Origin of the sequence: Prochlorococcus sp. MIT 0801, assembly GCF_000757865.1 — a bacterium.
GTDB lineage: Bacteria > Cyanobacteriota > Cyanobacteriia > PCC-6307 > Cyanobiaceae > Prochlorococcus_B.
The window spans coordinates 776,359-795,152 of the sequence record NZ_CP007754.1; the positions used below are offsets into that span (position 1 = coordinate 776,359).

23 protein-coding genes are annotated in these 18,794 nt (G+C 35.4%); 6 read left to right on the top strand and 17 right to left on the bottom strand.

Annotated elements, in window-relative coordinates:
• Window positions 1-28: 28 nt before the first annotated feature.
• Complete coding sequence (locus EW15_RS04015) at window positions 29-604, top strand: CIA30 family protein (RefSeq protein WP_081930457.1); 576 nt, start codon at window positions 29-31, stop codon at window positions 602-604.
• Window positions 591-986 (top strand): hypothetical protein, encoded by a 396-nt coding sequence (locus EW15_RS04020; RefSeq protein WP_038652228.1) that lies wholly within the window; start codon window positions 591-593, stop codon window positions 984-986. The genes EW15_RS04015 and EW15_RS04020 overlap by 14 nt, the downstream gene beginning before the upstream one ends.
• A gap of 1 nt (window position 987) precedes the next feature.
• Here EW15_RS04020 and ilvD read toward each other — a convergent pair whose 3' ends face one another.
• The 3 genes from ilvD to EW15_RS04035 are packed head-to-tail and all read right to left on the bottom strand — an operon-like array spanning window position 988 to window position 3,633.
• Complete coding sequence (gene ilvD, locus EW15_RS04025) at window positions 988-2,658, bottom strand: dihydroxy-acid dehydratase (protein ID WP_038652231.1); 1,671 nt, start codon at window positions 2,656-2,658, stop codon at window positions 988-990.
• Between the two features lie 33 nt (window positions 2,659-2,691).
• Window positions 2,692-2,991, bottom strand: coding sequence for a membrane protein (locus tag EW15_RS04030; protein WP_038652233.1), 300 nt, complete (start codon window positions 2,989-2,991; stop codon window positions 2,692-2,694).
• Window positions 2,992-3,015: 24 nt separating this feature from the next.
• Window positions 3,016-3,633 carry a uracil phosphoribosyltransferase gene (locus tag EW15_RS04035; RefSeq protein WP_038652236.1) on the bottom strand — a complete coding sequence of 206 codons (618 nt, stop codon included), beginning with the start codon at window positions 3,631-3,633 and terminating at the stop codon, window positions 3,016-3,018.
• Window positions 3,634-3,704: 71 nt separating this feature from the next.
• On the opposite strand from EW15_RS04035, the gene EW15_RS04040 reads away from it, so the two are divergent.
• From EW15_RS04040 to purQ, 4 genes are all read left to right on the top strand, one after another.
• The gene (locus tag EW15_RS04040; protein ID WP_011293717.1) at window positions 3,705-4,217 is read left to right on the top strand and encodes a pentapeptide repeat-containing protein; all 513 of its coding nucleotides are present in this window, start codon (window positions 3,705-3,707) and stop codon (window positions 4,215-4,217) included.
• Between the two features lie 20 nt (window positions 4,218-4,237).
• Window positions 4,238-5,281: a cobalamin biosynthesis protein CobW gene (gene cobW / locus EW15_RS04045; RefSeq protein WP_038652239.1), complete on the top strand. Its 1,044-nt coding sequence runs from the start codon at window positions 4,238-4,240 to the stop codon at window positions 5,279-5,281.
• Window positions 5,282-5,689: 408 nt separating this feature from the next.
• On the top strand, window positions 5,690-5,962 hold the full coding sequence (purS, locus tag EW15_RS04050) for a phosphoribosylformylglycinamidine synthase subunit PurS (protein ID WP_011823522.1): 273 nt from the start codon (window positions 5,690-5,692) through the stop codon (window positions 5,960-5,962).
• Between the two features lie 4 nt (window positions 5,963-5,966).
• Window positions 5,967-6,620, top strand: a complete 654-nt coding sequence (gene purQ, locus EW15_RS04055; protein ID WP_038652242.1) for a phosphoribosylformylglycinamidine synthase subunit PurQ — start codon at window positions 5,967-5,969, stop codon at window positions 6,618-6,620.
• A gap of 72 nt (window positions 6,621-6,692) precedes the next feature.
• Here purQ and EW15_RS04060 read toward each other — a convergent pair whose 3' ends face one another.
• From EW15_RS04060 to EW15_RS04120, 14 genes are all read right to left on the bottom strand, one after another.
• Window positions 6,693-7,760: a class I fructose-bisphosphate aldolase gene (locus EW15_RS04060; RefSeq protein ID WP_011823524.1), complete on the bottom strand. Its 1,068-nt coding sequence runs from the start codon at window positions 7,758-7,760 to the stop codon at window positions 6,693-6,695.
• 140 nt (window positions 7,761-7,900) lie between these two features.
• Window positions 7,901-9,001, bottom strand: coding sequence for a Gfo/Idh/MocA family protein (locus EW15_RS04065; protein WP_038652245.1), 1,101 nt, complete (start codon window positions 8,999-9,001; stop codon window positions 7,901-7,903).
• 21 nt (window positions 9,002-9,022) lie between these two features.
• Window positions 9,023-9,427 (bottom strand): hypothetical protein, encoded by a 405-nt coding sequence (locus EW15_RS04070; RefSeq protein ID WP_038652248.1) that lies wholly within the window; start codon window positions 9,425-9,427, stop codon window positions 9,023-9,025.
• On the bottom strand, window positions 9,420-10,304 hold the full coding sequence (accD, locus tag EW15_RS04075) for an acetyl-CoA carboxylase, carboxyltransferase subunit beta (protein ID WP_038652251.1): 885 nt from the start codon (window positions 10,302-10,304) through the stop codon (window positions 9,420-9,422). The genes EW15_RS04070 and accD overlap by 8 nt, the downstream gene beginning before the upstream one ends.
• A gap of 71 nt (window positions 10,305-10,375) precedes the next feature.
• Window positions 10,376-10,840, bottom strand: a complete 465-nt coding sequence (locus tag EW15_RS10465) for a prepilin peptidase (RefSeq protein WP_225866604.1) — start codon at window positions 10,838-10,840, stop codon at window positions 10,376-10,378.
• Window positions 10,841-10,901: 61 nt separating this feature from the next.
• Complete coding sequence (locus EW15_RS04080; protein WP_038652254.1) at window positions 10,902-11,804, bottom strand: phosphoribulokinase; 903 nt, start codon at window positions 11,802-11,804, stop codon at window positions 10,902-10,904.
• Between the two features lie 87 nt (window positions 11,805-11,891).
• Window positions 11,892-12,971 carry a 3-isopropylmalate dehydrogenase gene (gene leuB, locus EW15_RS04085; protein ID WP_038652257.1) on the bottom strand — a complete coding sequence of 360 codons (1,080 nt, stop codon included), beginning with the start codon at window positions 12,969-12,971 and terminating at the stop codon, window positions 11,892-11,894.
• 26 nt (window positions 12,972-12,997) lie between these two features.
• Window positions 12,998-14,050, bottom strand: coding sequence for a UDP-3-O-(3-hydroxymyristoyl)glucosamine N-acyltransferase (lpxD, locus tag EW15_RS04090; RefSeq protein WP_038652260.1), 1,053 nt, complete (start codon window positions 14,048-14,050; stop codon window positions 12,998-13,000).
• Between the two features lie 45 nt (window positions 14,051-14,095).
• Window positions 14,096-15,178, bottom strand: coding sequence for a glutamate 5-kinase (gene proB / locus EW15_RS04095; RefSeq protein WP_038652263.1), 1,083 nt, complete (start codon window positions 15,176-15,178; stop codon window positions 14,096-14,098).
• Entirely contained in the window at window positions 15,175-15,696 is a 522-nt protein-coding gene (locus EW15_RS10470) for a YqeG family HAD IIIA-type phosphatase (RefSeq protein ID WP_081930458.1), read from the bottom strand. Before EW15_RS10470 ends, proB begins: the two co-directional genes overlap by 4 nt.
• Window positions 15,684-16,220: a DUF3727 domain-containing protein gene (locus EW15_RS04105; protein ID WP_038652266.1), complete on the bottom strand. Its 537-nt coding sequence runs from the start codon at window positions 16,218-16,220 to the stop codon at window positions 15,684-15,686. Before EW15_RS04105 ends, EW15_RS10470 begins: the two co-directional genes overlap by 13 nt.
• Before the next feature lie 64 nt (window positions 16,221-16,284).
• Window positions 16,285-16,719: a Holliday junction resolvase RuvX gene (gene ruvX / locus EW15_RS04110; protein WP_038652269.1), complete on the bottom strand. Its 435-nt coding sequence runs from the start codon at window positions 16,717-16,719 to the stop codon at window positions 16,285-16,287.
• Complete coding sequence (locus tag EW15_RS04115; RefSeq protein WP_225866605.1) at window positions 16,716-17,753, bottom strand: hypothetical protein; 1,038 nt, start codon at window positions 17,751-17,753, stop codon at window positions 16,716-16,718. Before EW15_RS04115 ends, ruvX begins: the two co-directional genes overlap by 4 nt.
• A 38-nt stretch (window positions 17,754-17,791) precedes the next feature.
• Window positions 17,792-18,760 (bottom strand): hypothetical protein, encoded by a 969-nt coding sequence (locus EW15_RS04120; protein ID WP_225866606.1) that lies wholly within the window; start codon window positions 18,758-18,760, stop codon window positions 17,792-17,794.
• Window positions 18,761-18,794 lie beyond the last annotated feature (34 nt).

The window sequence follows — 18,794 nt, forward strand, 5'->3', positions numbered from 1 at the left end:
ATTGTATTAGTAGAGAAATACTTCTTAATTGATTTCTGATCCACCACCGACTGAAATTTCAATAACTCCTCTTATAAAGGGTTCTGAATTTTCAGATTGGAAATCTCTGAATGACACAATTATGGGCGGCTCAAGTCGTGCAAATTGTCATTCCTCAGATAAAGGTTTATTTCTTGAGGGTAACCTAGTTGAAGAAGGTGGTGGCTTTGTTAGTTGCCGATCTCCGATTTTTAATAAGCCATTTAATCTCTCCAAATATTCTGGATTAATTCTTGATGTTGAAGGAGAAGGGAGAACATTAAAATTCGCGATCGCTTGTGAAAAGAAACCTTTATCATTATCAAATCTTTTAAAAGGTGATATCCGCTGGGTTGCCTCAATACCTACAAATAAAAAAGGAGTTACTAGGATCAAAATACCTTTCAGAAAATTAGAACCTGCCCGTCGAGCAAAGCCTGTTCGACTACCTCTTAGATTTGACCCTAGTTGTATCAACAGATTTCAATTGCTTCATTCGAAATTTGGACAACCCGGCAAAATGAACTCAGGTTTTTTTGCTGGCCCTATCAAAGTCTTAATTAAGTCAATCAGTGCATACTCCTGACTCAAAAGATAGCTTGATAGCTGAAGTCGCCAAGGCTGCAGATCTTTGTATGAAGCCCTATGTGCATTCTGTCTTTTTAGAAAATCAATTATTTGATGATAATGATTTTGATGACTTGATTTTTAAAATTCAATGTAGAAATATAGACGGCGAAAGAGAAGAATCTATGGATATTGAGCTTGAAGTGTATAAAAGTGGAAATGAGGTGAATATGACTATCTCTTGGAAATCTTTAATTGATAATCCAATTTTATGGCAAGGGAAGCATGCTGTTTGGATGGATAGCTCTTCTGGTGTGCAATGCGAAAGGCCCTCATATGGAAATCATTTTGAGTCCCTTGCAAGAAGACTAAGGACGGTTTTTAAGACTTTATTGTTCTGAGCTATATTTGATCAGTTGTAGCTCCTTGGCTCGATGAACTTACTAGTCTTGAATACTTCCCAAGAATGCCTGTCTTATATCTTGGATTTGGCTTCTCCCATTTCTCTTTCCTTCTAGCTAGTTCTTTCTCATCGACATTTAATTGAATTAACAATTTATTAGCGTCAACGGTAATACTGTCTCCTTCCTCTACCAATCCAATTGTTCCCCCGACGGCTGCTTCTGGAGCAACGTGGCCAACCACTAATCCATATGATCCGCCACTAAATCGACCGTCAGTAATTAGTGCAACCTTCTCACCCAATCCTTGACCTACAATCGCTGAAGTTGGAGAGAGCATCTCTCTCATCCCTGGTCCACCTACAGGGCCCTCATATCTAACGACTACTATATCTCCAGCTTTAACTTTATTGTCAAGAATGGCAGTTAAGCATTCTTCTTCACTCTCAAAGACCCTTGCAGGTCCAGTTAAAACAGGAGTCTTCACACCACTGATTTTTGCGACACTTCCTTCACTAGCTAAATTTCCTTTGAGAATAGCAAGATGGCCTTTTTTATAAATAGGGTTTGATATTGGTCTGATAACGTCTTGATTTTCTTTGGGCTTTGAGGGGATATCTCGTAAAACTTCTTTAATTGTTTTCCCTTCAATAGTTTTGCATTCTCCATGAAGCATTCCTTCATCGAGGAGTAATTTCATTACTTGAGGAATCCCACCAGCTTGATGTAAGTCAACTGTTACGTATTTACCGCTTGGTTTGAGGTCGCAAATCACAGGAACAGTTTGCCTTATACGTTCAAAGTCATCGATTGTTAAATCAACGCCTGCAGTCCTGGCTATGGCAAGTAGGTGAAGGACAGAATTTGTTGAGCCACCAACAGCCATGATTACACTGATTGCATTCTCAAAGGCCTCTTTTGTGAGTAAATCTAAAGGTCTGATGTTGTTCTTTACTGCATTGACAAGGACCTGAGCACTTTTAGCAGCGCTTTCTGCTTTTTCATCATCTACAGCAGCCATTGTTGAACTAAATGGCAAACTAAAACCCATCGCTTCGATTGCTGCAGACATGGTGTTAGCAGTAAACATCCCCCCGCAACTACCTGGACCAGGGATAGCATTTTTTTCTACCGCTATAAGACGTTCTTTATCGATTTTCCCGCTTGCTAATTGACCGACAGCCTCGAATGAACTCACTACGGTCAAGTCGCAACCGTCTAATTTTCCAGGTTTAATTGTTCCCCCATAAACAAAAATAGAGGGTATGTTCATTCTTGCCATTGACAACATTGCTCCAGGCATATTTTTGTCGCATCCACCAATAGCTAACACACCATCCATGCTTTGAGCATTGCAAGCTGTCTCGATTGAATCTGCAATAACTTCTCTTGAAACTAATGAGTATTTCATCCCTTCTGTTCCCATGGAAATGCCGTCACTAACAGTTATGGTCCCGAAAGTTTGAGGCATTGCACCAGCCTCTTTTAACGCTGATTCTGCTCTATTTGCCAAATCCATTAATCCCATATTGCATGGGGTTATTGTGCTGTGCCCATTAGCGATTCCAATGATTGGCTTATTAAAATCATTATCATCAAACCCAACAGCTCTAAGCATTGCTCTGTTTGGTGATCGTTGAATACCCTGTGTTATTGCATTTGATCTAAGCATTTGATTTCTATTTAATTGTTTAAAAAATTAGAATTAATTAGAAGATCCTAGGTCTTCTAATTGTTTCCGCACATCTGCTATGGCCGAATTAAGCTGTTCAACACGTTGCTCAAGATGCTCATTGCTTTGATTTCCTAGCGAATTCGATGCTAATTCAGTTGCCTCAGAGCCATCTTGAATTCTAGGTGCATAAAGCATTGCTTTTTGCTTTCTAGTTTCTTGTCTTTTCTCGGCTTCAGAAAGCAGCCACCAAGCTAGACCTGCGGCTCCAAGTACGGCACCACTAATTAATGATGCCAAACTCCCTGAATTTGAATCTCGGTATTGGCTCATAACTTTGAATAACTTTTTAAAATGCTAGTTCGATGAGGTGACTCTGGTTTTGATACGTAATGATGGATCACCGATACCAGGTGATAGTTCACTTTCTGATATTAATTCAGGATCTATACAAGCACAATAAATATTCAAATCTTGAATGTTTTCGCCGATTTCTTTAAGTCCTTGATTAGCGGCTAATGCTGTAATCACTCTTATCCTTCTGGCATCAATTTTTTTATCTTTAAGATGATTTAAATCTTTTAAAAGTTTTTTAGCAGTTGTTATTTGATCTATGTAAAAAATAATTCCTGCATTTTCCTCAATTTCTTTTGGTAGGCCGCCGATACACAAATTTGAATTAGGAATTAAATCTCTAGCACCTCTAAAAAGCTCAAGCCCTGCAGGCAAATAAGGAATTGCCAATATAGGAATATTTGGATCAATAACTGAGCATTCAGTTGTTCCAGTTGAAGTTGTAATCTGCTCTTTTCTACTTGGGATCCATTCTCTAAGCGCTTCATAAGTGAGCCAGGTGCCAAGTTGCTCAAGGCCAGTTGCATAAAGGATTTCTGGGGTAGTAGGGTTCCTTAAAATAGTTAACCAATGTGATATGAGTGGGTGTGGAGGAACTATTACTCTTAAGCTCATTGACATGATTCATTCTTGGCCTTATGTGCCATAACGTGAATAAGTAAATTACCTGTTAAAAGTCCTTTTAAGCTCCTATGAACAAAAAAACTTCTTTCATCTCGGATTTTAAAGCAATTATTTTTGCTGTATTACTTATAGTTGTTTTGGTACTCCCTGCTAAAAGTGTTTTCGCTAGGACGCCTGCGGAGATTCGCAATCTAGAAGAACTTAATATTTCCCAAGATATGTCTAGCCAAGATTTAAGTGGAAATGATTTCGTAAAATTAGATCTGAAGGGCATAAATTTTAGTGAATCAAACCTTACAGGAGCAGTTTTTAATAACAGTAAATTGAATGGAGCAGATTTGCATGGTGCTCAGCTAAATGACGCATTGGCATATGCAAGCGATTTTGAAGGAGCTGATTTAAGGGATGTCGACTTCAATGGTGCATTATTGATGGAAAGTAACTTCACAGATGCTCTTATTGAGGGAGCCGATTTTACAGATGCGGTGATAAGTCGAATACAACAAAAAGAACTATGTAACATGGCTTCTGGAACAAATTCAAAGACTGATGAGGATACGAGTTACAGTCTAGGTTGCTGAGTTATTAAGCAAAAATAAAAATGAGCGCTATTCGTCTACCAGTTACGGTAGTTACAGGATTCTTAGGTTCTGGTAAAACAACACTCTTAAGGCATCTTTTACGTGAAGGGAATCAACGTCTAGCTGTAGTTGTTAATGAATTTGGAACAGTTGGTTTAGATGGAGACCTTCTTAAAAACTGTGGGCTTTGCCCTGATGATGAAGTAGATGAAAGAATAGTTGAGTTAAATAATGGCTGCTTATGTTGCACTGTTCAAGAGGACTTCCTTCCTGCAATGGAAGCTTTGCTTCTTAGATCAAATCAGCTTGATGGAATCATTATTGAAACCAGTGGTCTTGCTTTGCCAAAGCCTTTACTTCAAGCTCTTAATTGGCCTGCAATAAGAAATAAGGTTTTTATTAATGGAGTCGTCACTTTAGTTGATGGATATGCTCTCTCAAATGGAAGCCCAGTGGGTGATTTGAAAAGTATTAATCAACAAATAACAACTGACAAAAGTATTGATCATTTAACTCCAATAAATGAGCTTTTTAGAGATCAATTGATTTCTGCTGATCTCGTTTTAATTAGTAGGTCTGATTTGCTTTCTGCAAAAAGTTTTTCATTGGTTAGGGATGAGGTGAAAAAGCAAGGTAATTCCATTACTAATATTCTGCCAATATCTAATGGAAAAATTGAACCTTCAGTAATTCTCGGCCTTTGCAAAGAACAAAACAATATTTCTCGAGCAGATCAATATGACCATGACCATGACCATGACCATGACCATGACCATGTTGATGTAATAAGTGAGCATTTAAGATTTGAATTCCCAATTGATAAGGATCTATTGAAAGAAATACTTGTAAATCTAGTTCCGGAATATCAAATTCTTCGTATAAAAGGGAGATGCTGGATAGAGGGTAAGGCTTTGCCTCTTCAGATCCAAATGGTTGGATGCAGATTTAATTCATGGTTTGAGAGTGCGAATGATGAGTCTTGGAAACCTTCTAAGGCTGGAATTGATTTAGTCTCTTTGAGTCTGAAAGGCGGAGTTGAAAAAGCTTTTGAATCTTCCTTTTAATTAATTGGTTCAAATTATTATATTTATATTAAAAATAGGTTGTATTTTTATTTTTATCCGCGATTCTTTGTGAGTTAGGAGATAATTCTCTTAAAGCAATTTTCTAATAGTTTCTAACCGGACATTTTTCGTGAGTCAAGCAGTTTCCACTACCAAGAAAAATGATGTTCAGAGTGTTGCCAATGCTTTGAAACTGAAGACCTGCAATAAATGTGGCGGTAATGGTTATATGAAATCTAGCCCAAATTGTTATCACACTTGTCTGACATGCCTAGGAAAAGGATTAATAAGTGAACAATGTGAAAGTATCAATTAGAAATTTATCAAATATTATCTACAATAACTTTGTAACCTTCTTTCTTGGGTTAACTAAGTGAAGGAAGTAGGAAATCCCATTGATTTTTAAAAGTGTCTTTATTTAAAGCAAGAGTTTTTGTTCATTTAAGACCTTCTGTTTTGGATCCGGCGGGAGAGGCTACTAGGTCAGCTACTAAGAGATTGGGAATAGATGGAGTTACTCAACTAAGAATTGGTAAATCTATTGAACTTGAGATCGAAGCGGCAAATAAGGAGGAAGCTCGATCCAAGATTGAGTTAATGAGTGATCGATTGCTTGCAAACCCTGTTATTGAGGACTGGTCTTTGGAATTTAAGGACGAGCAGAAAACTCTTACAAACTAAATAAATGAAAATTGGAATTATTGTTTTCCCTGGATCGAACTGCGACAGGGACGTCAGGTGGGCTACTGAAGGATGCCTGGGAATTCCTACAAGCTTTCTATGGCATGAAACTACTGACTTAAGTGGTTATGACGCAATTGTTATTCCAGGGGGGTTTAGTTATGGAGATTATTTACGTTGTGGAGCAATAGCAAGATTCGCACCTGTTTTAAATTCTTTAATCTCTTTTGTTGATAAAGGTGGAAAAGTTCTTGGTATTTGTAATGGGTTTCAAATACTTACTGAACTTGGTCTCTTGCAAGGAGCTTTGACAAGAAATAATAATCTACATTTTATTTGTGATAGTGCAAATTTATCTATTGAAAGCACAAAATCATCTTGGATGAAAAATTATAAAAAACATGATTCTATTTCACTTCCTATCGCTCATGGAGAAGGGAGATATCAATGTAGCAATGACGTCTTGAAAAAATTGCAAGATGATGATTCGATTGCTCTAAGATACGCTCATAACCCAAATGGATCCATCAATGATATTGCTGGAATTACAAATAAAAAAGGAAATGTTTTGGGGATGATGCCACATCCTGAAAGAGCTTGTGATGATGCATTAGGTAATATTGATGGCAAGTCAATTCTTAGTACACTTCTTTCTTGAATTTATAAATCAAGGCATTAAAAAAGCTGCTATCAAAATGAGAGATAGCAGCTTTTTGTTAGCTTTTTTAGATTAGTACTTGTATCCAGCTACAAATAATTGCTCATCAGAAGAAGGCTGAGAACCAGCAACATACAATCCTTTTGATGCCTCAGAGTTTGCTTGAGCTCTAGCTATGAGTGCTTTTTGTCCATCAGAAGTGTTAGAGCCTTTCCATGCTTTTAGACATGAATGTTGTAAAGCACGACCATATGAGAATGAAACATTCCACTTAGCCTTTCTGTCGATCTTATTCATCAGATTTAGATAAACTGATGCAGCTTCCTCGCTCAATCCACCTGAAAGGAAAGTAATACCAGGGACACTTGCAGGTACACAGCGTTCCATTGTACGGATTGTCATTTCAGCTACTTGCTGAGGATCAGCTTTTGTTGAGCTGTCAGCACCTTGAACAGTCATTGATGGCTTCAGAAGAGTTCCCTCTAGAAGTACTCCGTTTACCTGGCAAGCTAAGTAAACTTCTTTAATTACTTCTTCTTGAACTGCTGCTGTCTTTTCAATTGAATGTGAACCATCCATTAAGATTTCTGGTTCAATAATTGGAACCAAGCCAGATTCTTGAACTGATCTAGCGTATCTTGCTAAACCCCAAGCATTTTCTCTAATAGAAAGTTTAGAAGGACAACCATCGTCTGTTATTTGAAGTACTGCTCTCCACTTGGCAAATCTTGCACCTTGCTCGTAATAATCAGCAGCTCTTTCAACAAGACCGTCTAAACCTGAACAAAAAGTTTCTACATCATGTCCACCGGCTAATGGTCTTAGACCTTTGTCAACTTTGATTCCTGGAATTATCCCTAGCTTCTCAAGCTTTTTAACCATTGGCTCACCATCTGGATGGTTCTGGAAAAGAGTTTCTTCAAAAAGAATCGCTCCGCTTATAAAGTTTCCAAGACCTTCTGTGGTGAAAAGCATACCTCTATATGCTTTTCTGTTGTCCTCAGTGTTCTCAACACCTATTGAAGCAAGCCTTTTACCTACTGTTTTCGTTGACTCATCAACAGCAAGAATCCCTTTGCCTGGCTGGGCTATGGCACTTGCGGTCTTCTTTAGTTCTTCTGCGTAGTACGAGAGTGCCATTTATGCAACAAAAATTTCATTAAGATTATTCCATATCAAAGGCCCTTTTTGTTGCTTATTACACCTAAAAAGTTTTTTATTTTTTTTAATCCAATAATTAATTCTAAAAATTATTTTTACTTGAGTTGAATTGGATTTGTTCAATTGATTTCTATCTTCATACCTATTGAGTTTGATTCCTTTACCTTATCGCAAACTATTTGGCTGGCTAATCCCTCGACTAAGCCAGGAATTACTGGGGTTCCATCTGCAATGCTTTGAGCCCACCAGTTTTGGATTCTTGCTACTGGAGCTATTCGACCATCTGTCCATATTTTTGAAAAAGATAGGTCAGAGTCAGGTTGGATATTTTTAAGAACGTCTCCTTTATTTGAGTGCCAAAGCCCAAATCCGTGAACATAATCGTTCTGGTTCTCGCTGCTAAGAACAAGTGTTCCATTGCTTCCATAGATTTCCAGACTAAAACCCCTACTTTGTTTTGTTACGGCAGATAAATTTACTTGGGCTGGAATTAAATTGTTATTAATGCTTTTTATTTGTAGTTGAGAAATACTTACATCTTCACTTGTCACTTTTTTAATGGTTTTTAATTGTGGACACTCTCTTTCTTTAATTGAAGTTGAATTTATTGCGCTCAAAGAATGAGTAGGACCAATTAGCCAATGAATCATGTCAAAAGCATGGGTTCCCAAGGCTCCCAGAACCCCTCCACCGGAATTTTCATCTGAATACCAATTCCATGGCCTATCTGGATTAGCCCTGCTACTCATTAGCCAATCAAGCTTTACAAAATATGGTTCATCTAGTTTTTCCTCGGTAATTATTCGCTTTGCTTGCATGAATAGCGGAACAGCCCGATATTCGTAATCAACAGCTATTTTTAAATTTCTTTTGAGTGCGTTTCTTTGAAGATCCATCACCTCATAAGCATTTAAACAAGTTGGCTTTTCAAGTAAAAGATGTTTTCCTCCTTTAATTGCCTCTAGTGCAAGCTCGTATCTGGGTTCTGGCGGAGTAGCTATGATTATTCCATCTACTTTGGAATCATTTACTAAATCCTCCCAGGTCTCGTAGGCACGAAGATTGTGCTTATTGCAGGCTTCTTTAAGCCTTTCTGGCCGAGGATGCCACAATCCCACAAGCTCAATATTCTTATTAGATAATGATGCAGGAATATGAACACTTTCACCGAAACCTAGTCCTGCAATTGCTATGCGAATCGGATGATCTGTATTGATCATTCTTTTAAATAATTTATGAGTTTAAACATTTTCGCAGCTATCTGAAATCACATCATCTAATAGTTTATCTCCATTAGGGTCTTCCCATTTTGCGGATAAATTTTTTTTACCATTAACTGAAATATCTTTGAATTTATTAGTCATACAATTGATTTTCATTATATAAATATTCTCATCTATTTCCTTTGAAGTACTAGGGGTAATTTTTATGTATTTTGTGGTTAGTTCTATTATTCCTTTTTCTTCAATATCAATACTATCTCTATCTAAATATTGAACTCCCGTAGGCGTTCGACTAACTTCAACCCAATTAGTATTGGCTCCATATACTATATTTGTACTATTGAAAAAAATTAATAATATTAATACTAATATATTCAAGAGTAAATCAAAATTATTTTTTATTTTTTGATTTATTTTAAGCATTAGTTTGTAATTTTACTTCTTGTGTCTTATGTAATCGAAGTATCTTTGCCAAAGTTTCTTTAAGTTCTGTTCTTGGTACAATGGTATCTACGAAACCATGATCTTGAAGATATTCTGCTGTTTGAAAATTATCAGGAAGTTTTTCTCTTAGTGTTTGTTCAATTACTCTTCTCCCTGCAAATCCAATAAGTGCTTTGGGTTCTGCAAGTATTAAATCTCCAAGCATTGCAAAACTAGCAGTAACTCCTCCAGTGGTGGGATGTGTAAGTAAAGGCATATAGAGCAACTGTGCCTCTCTATGTCGTTCAAGCGCCCCTGAAATTTTTGCCATTTGCATCAGACTTAACATCCCTTCTTGCATTCGCGCACCACCCGAAGCGCAAACAATTAGCAATGGCAGCTTTTGTTTGGTTGAATGTTCGATAAGCCTTGTGATCTTCTCTCCTACAACAGATCCCATTGAGCCACCCATGAATCTGAAGTCCATTACAGCTAGTGCCATAGGAATAGAATTAACTTCGCATGTCCCTGTTAAAACACCATCTTTAAGACCAGTGCTAGCTTGACTTTCTCTTAGCCTGTCTGCGTAAGCTCGTCGATCTTTAAAACCAAGAGGGTCAACTGGAGTTAAATGAGTATTGATTGATTTGAATGTATTTGGATCAGAAATTAGTCTTATTCTCTCTTTACTATCTATTCGATTGTGATGCCCACAGTTACTACAAACACTGCAATTATCTATTAAATCTTTTCTATAAACTACTTGTCCGCATTCTGGACATTTCTCCCATAGTCCATCACTTTCTTCAGATTCCTGAGTGACTTTGCCAACAAATTGGCCTTTCCTTCTATCAGCAAACCAGTCGAATAATGACACTGCTATTTTGTAATTGAAATTAATTTAATACCTTGAGTCCCCTTAAAGGGATTACAAAGTTTGAATCTTATCTATAATCCATGAAGAAAATATCCCAATTGATAGAAAAGGCGCAAAGGGATACTCTTCAAATGGTATAAATCTTTTAGTAATTTTCCATGTAAACTATATATAGCTGAAAGTAAAAATGAAATATACAATGACAAAAAGCTGAATTCAATACCGAGCCATATTGTACTAATGGAAGAGAGTTTTATATCACCCAGGCCTAATGAATTTATTCCAAAGATTTTATAGCTTATATAACTTATTGAATACATTACTATGAAGATAATAATCATCGATAAAGAATTATTTGTTATTAAGTCTTTAATATCTATTTTGTCGTTTGACAAGCCTAGACATGCCAAGTAAATAATACCTGATAGGGCAAAGATTGTTAATTTACTTTCACTTATTAGAATTGTGTTTATATCTTCTATCGATATAGAAAACAAAATATATAAAAGTATAAAAGTAAAGGATATGATAATCACTATTAATTATTTACTTTATCTATTAATAATAGATATTATTATCTTTGATTGATTGAATTTGTTATCCTGCCGCCTTTTTCTCTTCTATCATTTTATGAATAATAGGTGTAAGAATAAGCTCCATAGCAAATCCCATTTTCCCTCCGTTAACAACAATACTTGTAGGACTTGACATGAAGGAATCGTGAATCATTCCTAATAAGTACTGGAAGTCAATTCCCCATTTTTCTCTTGAACCTTTTCTGAAATGAATAATTACAAAGCTTTCGTCAGGTGTTGGAATATTTCTGCAAATAAATGGGTTTGACGTATCAATTGTAGGTACTCTCTGGAAGTTGATATCTGTTCGACTGAATTGGGGGCATATGTGATTAATGTAATCAGGCATTCTTCTCAGAATCGTATCTACGATTGTTTCGGCTGAGTATCCCCTTTCTGCGTTATCTCTATGGATTTTTTGTATCCATTCGAGATTGGTAATTGGTACTACACCAACAAGTAAATCAGCGAATGAGGCCACATCATAATCTTTTCCTACTACTCCACCGTGTAGTCCCTCGTAAAACAAAAGGTCGGTTCCTGTTGGAATATCTTCCCAGGGAGTGAATTGACCTGGATCTAATTTTGTTCCTAAACGAGTGTTGTGTTCCTCGGCTTCTTCTGGGCTATGTAAATAATATCTTTTCTGACCTCCGCCAGTTTTTCCATATTGATTGAATAGGTCTTCTAATTTGTCGAATAAATTTGCCTCTGGTCCAAAATGAGAAAAGTTTTCACCTCTTGAAAGTGCTTCAGACATTGCCTTTTTCATAGGCATTCTTTCAAAACGGTGATAACTATCTCCTTCAACAACTGCAGGAACAATCTTTTCTCGAGCAAATATATGCTCAAATGCTCTTTTAACGGTGCTTGTTCCTGCTCCGGATGAACCAGTTACAGCTACTACTGGGTGAAGCTTTGACATCGACGCTTATGTATTGACTTTCATTTTTACAGGTCAACTGACCCTCAAAGTGAAACTATTCGCAGAGTTTTTTAATTTGTGAACTAATTATTTTAATTTTTCCGCCAATAGTTCACCCATTTGAGAGCAACCAACCTGTTTAGTCGTCTGATTGCTCATTAAGTCAGAAGTTCTATAACCGTCATTAAGAATTTCGTTAATTGCATTTTCTAAAAAAGTTGCTGCTTCTTTTTCATTAAGGGCAATTTTTAACATCATTGCAGCAGATAAGAGCATTGCTATTGGATTAGCTATATCTTTTCCTGCGATGTCAGGAGCTGAGCCATGAACAGGTTCAAACACACCTGGCCCATCAGTGGTTAACGAAGCAGAAGGAAGCATGCCAATTGATCCTGTCAGCATGGCTGCAATGTCGCTAAGAATATCTCCAAATAAATTACCTGTAAGAATCACATCAAATTGGCTTGGATTTCTAACAAGTTGCATTGCTGCATTGTCTACATATTGATGCGTAAGTTCTATATCTTTGTATTTGTTAGACACCAATATTGTTTCCTCTCTCCATAGTTGACTTACATCTAAAACATTAGCTTTATCAACTGAGCAAACTTTTTGATTTCTTTGTTTGGATAATTTAAAAGCAATTTCTGCTATTCGTTTAACTTCCTCGGAGGTGTATGTCATCGTGTTAAATGCTCTTTCTCCTTTATCTGTTTTTATCCTTCCTTTTGGTTCTCCAAAGTAAATACCGCTGGTAAGTTCTCTAACTACTACTAAATCAACTTCTTTAACAAAGTCTTCTTTCAAGCTACTTGCTTTTGTTAAGGATGGAATTATTTTTACTGGCCTTATATTTGCAAAAAGATCCAAAGAAGATCTGAGATTGAGTAGGCCTGTTTCAGGCCTTTTCTCTCTAGGTAATTCGTCATACTTTGGGTCTCCTATTGCCGCTAACAAAACAGCATCAGAGTTCTTACATTCTTGAAGAGTTCTATCTGGGAAGGGGATACCATCTGAATCTATTGCTGATCCACCAAAAGGCATTTCTTTAAATTTGATTTCAAAGCCAAATTTCCTTGAGACTAGGTCAAGGATTTTATGAGTGACGTTTGTTATCTCTGGACCAATTCCATCTCCTGGCAATAATGTTATTTTGTAAGACTTCATTTGTACTTATTCATCAAGGGAAAAACTTACCTGGAGTTTCTGCGATCTAAATGACGGATAGCTTTTGCTATCTCAGGTAGTTTTTTGAAATTAGCAGAGCATCTCAACCAAAGTTTATTTGGAATAGCTGGGAAGCCGCTAACAACAGTTCCTGCCTCGATATTTGATATTATTCCTGTTTTTGAACTTGCTATCACGCCATCTCCAATTTTAATTTTATTGCTCACGCCCACTTGTCCCGCAAGTATAACTGCGTTTCCAATCTGTGCTCCTCCAGCAATACCAACTTGAGCAGCCATAGCGCATCCTTTTCCGGTAGTAACTCCATGACCAATTTGAACTAGGTTATCAATTTTTGTATCTTCACCAATTATTGTCTCTCCTACTGAAGGCCTATCAATCGTTGATCCACTACCAACTTCTACTTTATTTTTTAAAATAACTATTCCAACTTGAGGCATTTTCTTCCATCCATTTGATGTGGGCACGAATCCAAAACCTTCACCACCAATAACAGCATTGGCATTAATTACACATTTGTCACCAAGTTTAGATCCAGAATGAATAACACTATTTGCGTGAATTAAATTTTTGGCACCAATTCTTACATTTCTATATAGAACAACGCCTGCATGAATGATAGTCCCAGCTCCAATTTCTGTATTATCTCCAATATAAGCATTAGCTCCGATTGAAACTCCAAGACCAATTTTTACATTCTGACCGATGACCGCACTTTTATGTATACCTTCTCTTTCTATCTCAGATGGATAAAGAAACTCTAATGTTTCAGCAAAAGCAATCTTGGGCTCTTTAAGTATTATCCAATCAACTGAAATTTTCTTTGCTATTTCAATAATATAAGTATCATTTGCTGGTAATAATAGAGCAGATGCTTTTGAAGTCTCTATGAGATTTCTAAGATTTAATGGACTATTATTGTCTAGAAAACTTATGTCATTAACCTTGGCTTTTTCTAAAGAAGCTGCGGTTAAAATAACTGGATTGTTTTTTATTTTAAAGTCAACGACACCAGATTGACCTTTCTTCAGTTTTTCGACAATTTCAATGAATTGCATGATTTGATTTAATTGGGGAAGTGAAAATTACTATTGTTATCTGAGTTATTCACTTGTTAGAACCAGAACATCTCGGTGGATAACTAGAGGAGATCCTGTTGTTTCGGATCTTGAATTAATTCCTATCTTTATAGCATCACTGCTCATTGAGCAAATTCCTTTAGCAATTTCCTCTCCTTCCGTGTTAATAACTTTTACAGGTTGATTCGCAATAAAATTCCCGCTAACTTTTTTCACCCCAACTAATAATAGTGAAGCACCTTTGTTTTTGATAGCTTCACTAGCACCATCATCTAAGTGTATTTCTCCGACTGGTTTAATTGCATGTGCCAACCAACTTTTTCTATTCCCGATAGGGTTTGGATTGGGGTGAAAAACAGTTCCTATTTTTTTTCCATCAAGTAATTCGCCTAATATTTTCGGATCTCTGCCATCTGCTAATTGAACTTTTATCCCGCTTTCAGTGGCGATCTTTGCAGCAGTTAATTTTGTTTTTATTCCTCCAGTCCCCCATGAAGTTTGTTCATTTGCTAGTTCTAAATTATTTAATTCTTTTGAATTGTTAATATCTTTGATTGGCTTAGCTTTACTATTGATTTTGGGATCAGAAGAGTAGAGATGATCGATATCAGTTAATAATATTAATTGATCAGCAGATATAGCTGTTGCAACTAATGCAGATAGAGTATCATTATCACCATACTTTAGCTCTTCATCTGAGGTTATATCATTTTCGTTTACGATTGGTATAACATCCCATTCGAGCAATCTTTTTAATGTTTGCGAAGCAGAGTTATAACTATTTCTTGATCCTAATTCTGACCTAGTTAATAATATTTGCGCAACTTTATATCTAAAACTGCTCATAGCCTTTTCATACAAAGCCATTAAATGAAGTTGACCTATTGCAGCAGAAGCTTGAAGAGAGATTATTTCTTTAGGTCTTGTCTTGAATCTCATTTGATGACATCCAAGTCCTACAGCACCACTAGAAACCAATATAATTTTATCGCCATTCCTTTGAGCTTTTGATATGTAAGAACAATAATCATTAATTACATCAAAAGTTGTATATTTATCGTTTCCTCTCAAAAGGCTTGTGCCAATCTTGATTACCCAGGTTGTCATAAAATGTCTCCAGTTATAATATTTGCTATGTATCTTTCTATAGATTGAAACTTATTCTTTTCAATTTTGTTTCCATAATCATCTACTGAATCTACCAATATTGTATACATTCCTAATCTATTGCCTACAAGAATATCTGTAAAAACTCTATCTCCAATCATTGCTACCTCATTTGATAAATAAGGAATTTTATCTAGGATCTTCTTTAATTTTCTTTTACTTGGTTTGCCGCCAGAGTATGTAAATTCTAAATCTAATTCATCAGCAATTAATTTTATTCTATTTCTAGATGGATTGTTACTGAACAGGTAAGTATAAAAGTATTTTTTTGAAGTATTAATCCAATTTCTTATATTACTAGATAGTACTGGTTTGTTCCCAGAAATTAATGTTCCATCTACATCAAGTATTAGTGCTTTGACGTTTTTGGAAGATAAATCATTTATAGAGATCTTTGAAATTTTATCGTTTACCTTCCAATTTGGAATAAGTAATTCTTTAATGTTTATTCTGATAATCCCCTTTCCTCAAGTTCAGCTTCAATTCCTGATTGTATCTTGTCAAACTCTTCACCTTCAACAAGCTTTACTTCTCCATCTTCTAGCTTTCCGACTATGAAGAAAGGGTCAAGAGGAATGTATAGACCATACTCATTACTTTCAACTCTAAAATTGACAAGTAGCTCGTAGGTTTCTGACTCGTCATCAATGTCTTCTTCCTCAATTTCTTCTGGTTCAGGCTCATCTAATTCGCCTGAGACTGTAAGTGTGATGGCTGAGCGAACAAGTCTAAGATCATGTTCTTGAAGAACAACATCAGCTACTTCAAGTATTGGCTCATTCTTTTCAATTGTTTCTATTAGCTTGGGATCTTGATCGTCAATCAATTGAAATAGAGATACAGGAGTATCTACTGGAGTTAACAGGGCATATTCATTTCCTTCAAGAGGTACTACTTGTTCAAGAAAACACAGGAGATCTGAACCTTGAGAATCTTTAACTAAAAGAGTCGGTACTTCGTCGTTTTTATTTGTTGTTGACATAGTTGAGTTCTTATTAATCTGTGTCTAGTTTTATTTGATTATGTTTTTACATCATATTCAAAATTTAATTTGAGTCATCCAGATCAGGTCCCTCAATAAGCCATTGTTGTAAAAGTATAGCGGCAGCTGCACTATCTATTCTTCCAGTCTTGTCATTTTTTAAAGAGAACTTTTCTTTAGCCTCTACGGTTGAACAATGTTCATTGATAAAAGCCAAAGGAAGTTTTAAACATTTAGCTAATTTAATCCCATATTTTTTACATCGAATAGATTGTTTAGTTTCCATTCCATTCATATCAAGAGGATTACCACAAATGAGCCCTTCAACTTTTCGGTCAAAACATATTTTCTCGAATTCTTTTAGATCTTTTTCAAAGCTATCTCTAAAAATTGCGGGGAGATGAGTTATTGATATTCCAAGTGGATCACAACCTGCAATACCAATCCTTTTATCTCCAATATCAAGACTTAAAACTGAACAGGGTTTTGGCTGAATCATTTGTTATTTTCAATATGAATAGTTGAAGGTAATTCAGGTTGTTGTTGTAAATTGCCTACAAGATTAGTTAATAGTTCAGTTTCGATAGATTTTAATTTATATCCATTTTGTCTTTTCCAAACACTTCTTCCTAGAAGAACTCTCTCCTCTGAAATTTCCCAGTCACTTTTATGTAAAATGTCATTCAATTTATTGTCTTCACTTGTTGTTTCTATATAACAACTACTTTTCCCAGCTTTCATGTTATTAATTCTATTTGGAATAGATTGATCTAGTCTTTCATCCCATGCTAATCCTCTTATTAGTTCTAATGAATAATTATTTTGGGGACAAACAGATGGGATTAACCCTGCGATAATATTATTTTCTTTTGATTTAATAACACCAGTTAATGTATTTCTTTTTTCGTAAATATCATGCCACTGCCTATCAAAAATTGATCTAAAGTTAATTGACTCTCTAGCTTGTTCAAATCTCCATATTTGTTGACTATTTTCTTTATTTAGTTTTTCCCAGATGAAATTATCATTATACTCTTTCTTTCTATATTTAATATCTTCTTTCATATGCCAATATTTTATTATTCTAAGCGGTTGAAAACCAGATTGTCTAATAACAGATAAATTCTGAATATCATTTGTATTTATAGAAATTAAAAAACTTTGAGTATTAATATTGCTTTTGTAAAGAACCTTTCTTAATAAATTCTGCAATAAGTTGTAACGGCTGAAGGATATTGATTCTCCTATAAAGTATGGCTCTGATATAGACCAACAAGTACCTCTACGATTGATTGGAGTTGCTAAAATATATGCAATTATATTATATCTTTCTACAGCTACTAAACATGTTGAACTCCTAGTCGGAATTAAATTAGTGAAACTTGACTCTAATGATGAAAACCATTTTTTGCATAATAGAATCTGAAATATTCCAAGGTATTTTGAATTGTTGTCAGCTCTAAGCATTGATAAATGCTTGAGCTTAAGTGGCTCAATTATTAAATCCGAAGATAATGATTCATTATTTTTCATTTAATTATTTTATTATATTTTTAACTTTCATGTGACTATTATCTTGCTTCATCTGATCTGATAAATACTAATGGTGTTTGTTGGTTAGCATTACCTGCTGGATTTGATGTTAAAGCTCTTTTAATTATTTCAGCATTATTTACATTACTTGTTGATAGAATTTTAACTCTTCCTAAATCATTTACATCTACAACAGCCACATTAACATTTAGTCTTTTTGCGGCTTTAATACAAAAATTTTTAGTATTTTTAGGTCCTAAAACTATACTTTTGTCATAGGGCGGCGTTGTACCAGTAATGTCATCAATCAGTCTTGCTTGTTCACCTGCTAAACGATAAAACACACCTTTAACACCAAATAATTTTAATATTCCTCCAATTAACCATGAAATTATTACACGTGTTGGACCAGAAATATTTATTAGGGTTTGCATTCCTGAAGCTGTAGCTAAACTACTAGTAGGGTGAAATCCTTTGCAAATTAACTTTGAAATTAGATTTGATTTTACGTTCCTATAATCTATGTATCTTCCTTGCATTACTGCTAGAGGTGACTCTCCAATTGTAAGAATATCTGTAGGCATGTAATCTAGTGGCATGTAGGATTTTAATACTCCAATAGGATCATCTAAACTACCAAGAATATGAGTTTTTATTGGATCTACTAAATTAGTACTAGAAGAATTTCCTTTGGATATATCTAAAGAATTAGGTAATACAAAACTATCGAACCTTTTGAAAGAACCAAAAGGTCCGTAATTTCCCCATTCTATATCTAGCCACAAACATTTAATCTTATGTATCGCTGTACTTTTAATCTCATATTCAATTGTAATTTCGACAAATGTTGATTTTCTCCCCTTTAAAATATATGCAGTCCAATAGTCAATATTTTGTTCATCTTCTTCTGCATCTGGATGAAGTGGTTTGATTTGTGTTTGAATCCTTATTATTTCGTTTTTATCTATACCTATTATCTGAGGTTTAACATTAAAAGAAGGAATCATAACTTCCATTCTTTTATGTAAATTTTTAATTTCA